At 41.7% G+C, this 8838-nt stretch carries 9 protein-coding genes; 1 reads left to right on the forward strand and 8 read right to left on the reverse strand.

All coding sequences use genetic code 11. The features are described from left to right. Positions 1 to 182: 182 nt before the first annotated feature. Together HMPREF9078_RS10935 and HMPREF9078_RS10940 are read right to left on the reverse strand one after the other, a co-directional pair. Complete coding sequence (locus tag HMPREF9078_RS10935) at positions 183 to 1160, reverse strand: glycosyltransferase family 2 protein (protein WP_009420725.1); 978 nt, start codon at positions 1158 to 1160, stop codon at positions 183 to 185. Beyond that, positions 1157 to 1612, reverse strand: a complete 456-nt coding sequence (locus HMPREF9078_RS10940; RefSeq protein ID WP_002673741.1) for a type I restriction enzyme HsdR N-terminal domain-containing protein — start codon at positions 1610 to 1612, stop codon at positions 1157 to 1159. Before HMPREF9078_RS10940 ends, HMPREF9078_RS10935 begins: the two co-directional genes overlap by 4 nt. A 36-nt stretch (positions 1613 to 1648) precedes the next feature. On the opposite strand from HMPREF9078_RS10940, the gene holA reads away from it, so the two are divergent. Continuing rightward, positions 1649 to 2665: a DNA polymerase III subunit delta gene (gene holA, locus HMPREF9078_RS10945; protein ID WP_009420726.1), complete on the forward strand. Its 1017-nt coding sequence runs from the start codon at positions 1649 to 1651 to the stop codon at positions 2663 to 2665. A 121-nt stretch (positions 2666 to 2786) separates the two neighbouring features. Here holA and HMPREF9078_RS10950 read toward each other — a convergent pair whose 3' ends face one another. From HMPREF9078_RS10950 to HMPREF9078_RS10975, 6 genes are all read right to left on the reverse strand, one after another. Further along, positions 2787 to 3797 (reverse strand): 3-oxoacyl-ACP synthase III family protein, encoded by a 1011-nt coding sequence (locus HMPREF9078_RS10950; protein WP_009420727.1) that lies wholly within the window; start codon positions 3795 to 3797, stop codon positions 2787 to 2789. A 19-nt stretch (positions 3798 to 3816) separates the two neighbouring features. Beyond that, a complete protein-coding gene (locus HMPREF9078_RS10955) occupies positions 3817 to 4779 on the reverse strand; it encodes a type I phosphomannose isomerase catalytic subunit (RefSeq protein WP_009420728.1) in 963 nt (320 codons plus the stop codon). Positions 4780 to 4859: 80 nt separating this feature from the next. Further along, the gene (locus tag HMPREF9078_RS10960) at positions 4860 to 5684 is read right to left on the reverse strand and encodes an alpha/beta hydrolase (protein ID WP_009420729.1); all 825 of its coding nucleotides are present in this window, start codon (positions 5682 to 5684) and stop codon (positions 4860 to 4862) included. A gap of 51 nt (positions 5685 to 5735) precedes the next feature. Continuing rightward, complete coding sequence (locus HMPREF9078_RS10965; protein ID WP_009420730.1) at positions 5736 to 6458, reverse strand: nitroreductase family protein; 723 nt, start codon at positions 6456 to 6458, stop codon at positions 5736 to 5738. Positions 6459 to 6908: 450 nt separating this feature from the next. After that, positions 6909 to 8030 carry a molecular chaperone DnaJ gene (gene dnaJ / locus HMPREF9078_RS10970; RefSeq protein WP_009420731.1) on the reverse strand — a complete coding sequence of 374 codons (1122 nt, stop codon included), beginning with the start codon at positions 8028 to 8030 and terminating at the stop codon, positions 6909 to 6911. 10 nt (positions 8031 to 8040) lie between these two features. Continuing rightward, positions 8041 to 8601, reverse strand: coding sequence for a nucleotide exchange factor GrpE (locus HMPREF9078_RS10975; RefSeq protein WP_009420732.1), 561 nt, complete (start codon positions 8599 to 8601; stop codon positions 8041 to 8043). Between the last annotated feature and the right edge of the window lie 237 nt (positions 8602 to 8838).

The raw sequence follows: 8838 nt of genomic DNA on the forward strand, positions 1-8838 counted from the left end.
ACGATTGGTATAGAAAGGGTATATAAGTAATTGATTTATACCGTAATATAACAACGTCAAAAATGTTAAAAACAGAGTTTCGATGCGAAAGAAAGAGGAAGAGATGACAGGCCTTAGGCCATAGGCACTAGGGGGGAAGTGTGACAGAAAAGAGAATTGTTATATATCAAGCAGACATCTATTTATCTATCGCCTACAACAAAGTGTTCCCACACAATGGATTTCTTTTGGTAATAATCAGTGATAAGCTGAGAAGGACGCTTCTTTTTAAAGAAGTGAAATCTTTTATAGAAATGAAGATGTGCCTTCACAATCGCCCACAAAAAGCAGGGTTTGCCCTGCAAAAGGAAACGCACTCCTGCAATGCCGTCCAACACCATACGGAGGAAGAGCGTAGTGTAAAGGCTTTTGGAAGGGAGGTTTTTCAGTAACATAAAAAGACTGTTGCGGAAGTTGAGGTAGGTTTTCTTAGGGTTGGTAGCCGTGAGTGTTGCTCCTCCCACGTGATAGACGGTACTCTCGGCGCAATACACTACCTGCTTGCCGAGGTGATGTACCCGCCAACACAAGTCGACTTCTTCTTGATGTGCGAAGAAATCTTCGTCGAAGCCACCTAATAGGTGAAATATTTCTGCGCGAATAAAAAAACACGCCCCCGATGCCCAGAAGATAGGGGAGGGGGAAGGGGTGTTGTACTGACCTTTATCTTCTTCTACGCGCTCAAATACTCTCCCTCTGCAATACGGGAACCCGTACTTGTCGATAAAGCCCCCAGCTGCTCCTGCGTACTCGAAATAAGAGGGGCGTTTTTCATCTTTTATCTTGGGTTGTACTACGGCAATGCGTTCGTTTTCAAAAGTGCGTAAGATGGGAGTGAGCCAGCCTTCGGTTACTCTTACGTCGGAGTTGAGCAGACAGTAGATATCAGCTTCAATGTGTTGTAAAGCGTGATTATACCCCCCTGCATACCCACTATTAGTAGGGTTTTCTAGGATAGTTACTTCGGGGAAGTGTGAGCGTAGAAAAGCGATGGAATCGTCGGTAGAAGCATTGTCAATCACATAGATTTGCCCTTCGGAAGTATATTGTACTACCGAGGGGAGGAATTGTTGCAACAGTGTTTTGCCGTTCCAGTTGAGTATTACGATGGCGAGAGTCATAGTGTGAGGTCGTTATAATGAGGAAGGTCTGCTAAGAATATATATTTGTATTGGTTATAGTCTGTTTGGCAATAATAATGAGTAATGCCGTTAGTGACCATTAGGTATTGGGCATTGAGGCTGAGGTTATAGCGTGCAATCTGGTCGAATGTTTGTTGGGTGATAGTCACGCTAGGCGCTTTGCATTCCACTACCAAGAGCACTACTCCTTTTTTGGAATAGACTACCACGTCGTAACGCTTAGTGAGTCCGTTTACAGAGAGCTTTTTCTCGACATTGATAAGCGATTTTGGATAACCTTTTTCTTCTATGAGGAAATGTACTACGTGTTGGCGCACCCATTCTTCGGGTTGTAGTACCACGTACTTGCGACGAATGAGGTCGAATATCCACAGCTTATCGTCAGCTTTTTTCAGGCGAAAAGAGTAGTTTTTGAAATTTAGAGCTTCCATACTGCAAAAGTAGAATATTTTTTGTATTTTTGCACTATGAATGAAGTAAAAACTATTGTAGCTAACATAAAAAAAGGAATTATAGCCCCTATCTACTTCCTGATGGGGGAAGAACCTTATTTCATAGATATCGTTTCTGATTATATTGAAGACCACGTATTACAAGAAGACCAAAAGGGATTTGACCAGATAGTACTCTATGGTCAGGACGTGAGTGTGCCGACTATTATCGACTATGCACGTCGGTTCCCGATGATGAGCGACCATCAAGTGATTATCGTAAAAGAGGCGCAAAACCTTAAAAGCACTATCGACCAACTCGTGCCTTATGTAGAGAACCCTACGCCTACGACCGTACTGGTGTTCTGTTACAAATACGAGAAGTTAGACGCTCACAAGAAATTGTTGAGAACCTTGCAAAAGAATAAGGATTGCGTGCTCTTGGAAAGCAAAAAACTCTACGAGAATCAGATAGCTACGTGGTTACCTGATGTGTTGAAGAAGAAACATCTCAGCATTCAGCCTAAAGCAATACAGATGTTAGTAGATTTCTTGGGTACCGACCTGAGTAGGATACAAAACGAGGTAAACAAATTGGCGCTCATCGTCCCCGAAAATACAGAAGTAACGCCTGATATTATAGAGAAGAACATAGGAATTAGCAAGGAGTTTAATAATTATGAACTCAAGAATGCTATTGCAGTTCACGATATGTACAAGATAACGCGTATTTTGAAACACTTCGCCGATAATCCTAAGGACAACCCTTTGGTGATGACACTCACGGTGCTTTACGGTTATTTCCAACAGCTCTTAGGCTTTCACGGTCTTACCGACCAAAGTGAAAAGAATGTAATGGCGACCCTAAAAGTACCTATCTTTGGTATCAAAGACCTTCGTTCAGGAGCTCAACATTACCCAATGAAGCGCGTAAGCGCCATCATAGCTGCTTTGCGCGAAATAGACCTAAAAAGCAAAGGATTAGGTGCTACTAATAACCTCACAGAAGCTGACCTCCGCAAAGAACTTATTATAATGTTTAGTACTCAATGATAAATCGTTACTGTGGCGTACACCAGTAATTTGTACATATAAAAAAGGCTGTCGAACAAACTTATCTGTTCAACAGCCTTTTTATTCTATGTCACACTGTGACTGTCTGCCACGCTATGGACTACCAACGGATGATAGCACTTGCCCAAGTAAAGCCACTACCAAAGGCAGCAAGTACTACGAGGTCTCCGTCCTTGATTTTGCCTTGTTGAACTGCTTCGGTAAGGGCGATAGGTATAGAAGCTGCGGTAGTGTTACCGTACTTCATTATATTGTTGAATATTTGTTCATCGGTGAGTTTGAATTGGTGTTGTACAAACTGTGAGATACGCAAATTAGCTTGGTGAGGAATCAACATATTAATATCTTTGTGAGAAAGACCATTGCTTTTCAATCCCTCTTCTATCACTTCCGCAAAGCGAACCACAGCATTTTTAAATACAAACTGACCATTCATATTAGGGTAATAACTCACATCATCAGGGTCGTTTTCTGCCAATAATTCGGTTACCCATTTGGTGCCTACTCCTGGGGTAATCATTGCTAATTGTTCGGCATATTCACCTTGGCTATGCAAGTGAGTAGAGAGAATACCGCGTTCGGGGTCATCGGAGCGAGAAACGATAGCAGCCCCAGCACCATCGCCAAAAAGTACTGCCATATTGCGACCGCGAGTGGTCATATCCAGCGCAGGTGATTGGGTTTCAGCACCTATCACAAGGATATTTTTGTACATCCCCGTTTTGATATACTGGTCGGCTACTGAAAGGGCATAGATAAAGCCCGAACATTGGTTGCGGATATCGAGAGCTCCCACAGTAGGCAAACCCAATTCTTTTTGTACCAATACTCCGCAACCAGGGAAATAGAAGTCGGGACTGAGGGTTGCAAATACAATAAAGTCTATTTCTTCTTTATTGATATTAGCGGCTTCAATAGCTTTCAAACTTGCTTTTACACCCATTGAAGTAGTAGTGTCACTACCTCTTAGTGCGTGACGACGCTGTTGAATACCGGTGCGCTCTTGAATCCATTCATCGCTAGTATCCATTAGTTTGGATAGGTCGTCGTTAGTAACTACGTTTTCAGGGACGTAAAATCCTAATCCCTTAATTCTTGAACGATATAACATATTTTTAGTTTTTAGTTGTCTAAATATATACTTCCAATAAATCCATTCCTTTGGTTTTTACCTCTAATTTGTGACAAGAAGCAGGTAAAAGCACTGTTTCACCTTGCTTGATAGGTAATTCGGTAGTGCCATCACCTATTATACCTTCGCCTTTTACGCACATATAGATATGGAAAGAATCGTCTTGTGAAAGTTGTTTTTCATAGCCTGCGGTAAGCGGTAGCAAATTGGTAATAAAATAAGGACAATTCACCACTTTGTTTACCGTGTTAGTGTCTTTGGTATAAGCCACTTTAAAGTCGTCTTTTTTCTCGTAGTCGATAGCATCAAGAGCGAGTTCAGTGTGAAGTTCGCGCAGGTTACCATTTTTATCGCGACGGTTGAAATCGTACACGCGGTAGGTGATGTCGCTGGTTTGTTGTATTTCGGCAATGATAATTCCTTTACCTATGGCGTGTACTTTGCCCGTGTTGATGAAGAAAGTATCGCCATCTTTCACTTTTTCGTAATTGAGAATATCGGTGAGAGTACCACTATTGAGGTGCTGTTGATACTCCTCTTTGGTTACTGTTTTGTTGAAGCCTACAATCAGTTCAGCTCCTGCATCGGCGTGAAGCACATACCACATTTCGGTTTTACCAAAAGAGTTGTGGCGTTCTTTAGCGAGTTTATCGTTGGGGTGCACTTGTATAGAAAGGTCTTCGCGTGCATCTATAAACTTAATAAGGATAGGGAAATCGTGACCAAAACGCTGGTGTACGTGTTTGCCTAATAGTTCATTAGGGTATAAATCGATGAGTTCTTGTAGACTTTTACCTTTAAGAGCCCCATTGGCTACTACTGAGATATCGCCAGGTACGCCTGATACTTCCCAGCTTTCGCCTGTAATATCGCTTTCAATAGGTTTGTTGAATAATGTTTTTAGTTTAGTACCTCCCCAAAGGCGTTCTTTGAGGATAGGTTTAAATTTTATTGGATACATTTTTATTAAGGTTGTTAGTTAAAGTGCAAAGATATGAATATTTTTTTAATTAGCCAATCAGTTGTTAGCACATTTACTAATCATTTTAAGTTTTTCAGCATAAATTGTGTCATCATCTCTGCTGCTTGCGCTTCTTTCGACGTAAACAAATGGTCTCCCTTTTCAATGAGACTTACTTTACAATATTTATAGAAATAAGGCAGATTTTCACTGTAAGTATAAGAGAGCATTCTATCGCCCGTACCGTGAATTACCAATACATTGCCTTTATATGCTCTCGCTTTCTGAATGAGTTTGCACCGTTGTGCTGAGAGGATATAGTCCTTCCCTACAGTTACTTTCCCTCCAAAAAAGGAAAGCTCCTCAGGTACATTCAATGGGTCGAAAGTGGCATCGAATAGTACCCCTTGTGATAGTATGTCGTGAATTGTAGAAGCAGGTGCTAATAAGCCTAATGCTTTGACGTTTTTCTTCCCTAATTCTGCACTCAAAAGCATCGCTATAGCCCCTCCTTGCGAGTGTCCTATCAAGCCTATCTTACCTACGAAAGGGAGTCTTTTAGTAAATGCCATTATGCGCCGTGCATCTTCCAACTCATTATCTAACGACATTTTCTTAAAATCTCCTTCACTTTCGCCGTGTGCGTTAAAGTCAAAGCGTACTGAAGCAATACCGTGTGCCGCTAAGCTATCTGCCAAAGTAGCATATAGCTTTTTGTCTTTATTGCTAGTCAGTCCGTGGAAGATAATCACAGTAGGGATTTTCTGAGACTTTTTCACAGTATCAGGAGTGGTAACCACTCCGCGAAGTGTTCCTACAGCTCCCTGAATAGTTACAGGTTCAGTTTTGGCATTTACCAAGTTAATAGTAACTAAAAAAGTAAAAATTATGTTCCTAAGTTTCATATATTTGAATTATTAAACAGTTATTAGTATCTAATCATTATTCATTAACCATTAATCATTATGTCTGTACACTTCCTCAAACGGCAATCTAAACCTTTCGCCCCAGATACCGCGCTGTTCACGAAGTCCACAAGTAATCACCATATTCACTTCTGCCCCGCAAGGTAAGTGTAACAACTTCTTAATGCGTCTGCTATCGTAACCCTCTAACGGACAAGTATCGTAACCCTCCTCTGCCATTGCTAGCATAAAGGTCTGTGCTACGAGTCCACAGCTTTTGTGTACACTTACGCGAATATCGCCTTCCGAGAGCTGTTGCATCATAGGTCGAAACCAACTGGTAACCACCCCAAACGCTTTGCGGAAGAGCCCTAGTAGCCCAAAAAATCTACTATACACAAAAGGCATCAGCTTACTGTAATACGCCTCTTTATCTTTAATACGCTTGGCTTGCCTTTCGGGCGGACTGTTCCGCTGTACATTGCCACGTTCAAACTCCAAGATAGCACGAGCGTGGGAGCGGTGTTTGTCTTGACGAGTAACGAATACCACCATTTGTTGTGCCGTGGTAGCCGTACGCTGTTCGAGGCAGACGTGTGCTAATTTCTCTAACAAAGCCTTATCAGTGATGTGGTAGAGCTCGTACAACTGCATATTAGAGCTGGTAGGTGCCAGTGTGGCGAGTTTAAGACATTCGCGCACCTTCTCCTCACTTATGGGTGTAGGCGCATAATAACGCACCGCTCTCCTAAAGTTCAATATATCTTTTAACATAGTTCGTTAGTTTTCAGTCATCGTAAGGGCGAAAGGCAATTCGCTCACATATAATTAGTTCGCCAAAGACAAACCCTTCTGAATCGTTCACCCTGCCCGGTTTGACTCTATTACTAAAACACAAAAGTACAACTTTTCCTCAATATAAACAATAGTAATATTTCTTTCATATCATTTCACATACATACTATCTATTACTGTCTTTGCCTTTTCTCTTTTACCTCCTTTTCCCAACTTCTCCGATTTTTCTCCGAAAGTACGCGACTAAACACCTTTCCATTTCACAAGGCGCAGCCTTATTTTTCTAACTCAGGCTCGCACCCCCCATTTTCTAATTCTCTCATCTTCTAATTTGCTAATTAATCTGTCTCTGCGGTTTCCACCTTTTACCTAACAAAAGAGAGACCACCTTCTTGGCAGTCTCTCTTGTTTATTAAGTAAAATAATAACCTATGAAAACATTTCTTTTACTTTCTCAAAAAACGATTTCTCGTTCTTGTCGGGTTTAGGAGCGAAGTTCTCATCTTCTTGCATTTCCTTAAAGAATGCTTTTTGCTTGTCGGTGAGCTTTTTAGGCGTCCATACATTCACGTGAATGATAAGGTCACCAGCACCACGTCCTTGCAAGTTAGGAATACCTTTACCACGCAAGCGCAATATCTTTCCTGACTGTATTCCCTCGTCTAGTTTAATGCGCACCTTTCCTGTAACCGTTTCAATCTCTTTAGAAGTACCTAAAACCGCCTCAGGAAAACTAATATAAAGGTCGTAATGCAAGTTGTCGCCTTCGCGTTTTAAGGTTTCGTGTTCTTGTTCTTCAATAAGCACAAGCAAATCACCCGCTACACCATTCTTCGTAGGCGCTTCATTACCCTTGTTGTTTATCTTTAACTGAATACCATCTATCACTCCTGCAGGAATTGTGATAGGAATAGTCTCCTCTATGGTTTTTAATCCTTGCGAATCGCTGTCAGCACCACGTTTGTCAATCACTTCGCCCGAGCCTCCACAAGCAGTACAAGTAGTAGCCGTTTGCATTACGCCTAACATCGTATTCATTTGGCGTACTACCTGCCCACGTCCGTGACAAGTAGGACAAGTTTTATAGGTAGTATCTTCAGCTTTTACCTTACGGCGTACTTTTACTTTCTTCTCAGTGCCTTTTACGATATCTTCAAGCGTAACTTTCACCCGTATACGCAAGTTTTCTCCTTTTACGTACACTTGTTGCTGACTGCTTCCTCCTCCGAAACCACTAAAACCACTAAAGCCCGAGAAATGTCCACCAAAAATATCTCCAAACTGACTGAATATATCGTCCATCGAGAAGCCTCCGCCACCCATACCTCCTTCAAAGGCAGCGTGACCAAAGCGGTCGTACTGGGCGCGTTTGTTATCATCGCTGAGCACTTCATAGGCTTCGGCAGCCAATTTAAAGTTCTCTTCAGCTTGTTTGTCACCAGGGTTCTTGTCTGGGTGATATTTCAAGGCTTGCTTCCGATACGCTTTTTTTATTTCAGCAGCGGTAGCCGTTCTCTGTACTTCTAATATTTCGTAGTAATCTTTCTTCATTCCTTCCTCCTTATTGCGCTACCACTACTTTAGGGAAACGTATTACTTTATCGCCTAATTTGTAGCCTGTTTGCACAACATCTACAATTTTGCCTTTGTCTTCAGGAGTAGGAGCAGGAATTTGGGTAACTGCATCGTGATGTTCACTGTCAAAAGTGTCGTTAGGGGCAACTTCTATTTTCTCTAATCCTTTTGATTTAAGAGTGTTTATTAGTTTATTATAGATGAGTTCCACCCCTTTAAGAGTATGTTCATCAGCCGATTTAGCCAATTCTACCAAAGCACGGTCAAAATCGTCTATTATAGGTAACAAGGCTGACAAAATGTCTTGTCCAGCAGTTTTAAAGAGCTCTGCACGTTCCTTCGCAGTGCGCTTCTTATAGTTTTCGAACTCAGCAAACAAACGCAAAAACTTGTCCTTCTCTTTCGCAAGAAGGTCTTCTGAAGTTTCTTTAACGGGCTCTTCGGGCTCTTCAACAGAAGTAGGTTCTTCAACTTCTTCCGAAGGAGTGTTATCAGTTGCCTCTTGTTCAAGTTCTAAGTCATCGTCTTTAATATCTTCGGTAATCATAATGATTCATTTTTAGTTTATTTCGTTAGTAGGTAGCAAATAATTTGCCAAAGGTTAAAAAGGTGACAATTTGACAGAAGCCCCCAATGAGCCTCTCCTCATTTCCCTTTTGAAGGTAGCTAGCGACAGCTGAGTATGTGTCCCGCGAGAGCGGAGTATGTGATAGGGGAGGTTTGTTATCTTTTTCACCTTGTCCCCCTTCGGGGGGTTCGGGGGCTTACCGAATAAATGACTCGT

The organism is Capnocytophaga sp. oral taxon 380 str. F0488 (genome assembly GCF_000318255.2).
Taxonomy (GTDB): Bacteria; Bacteroidota; Bacteroidia; order Flavobacteriales; family Flavobacteriaceae; genus Capnocytophaga; species Capnocytophaga ochracea.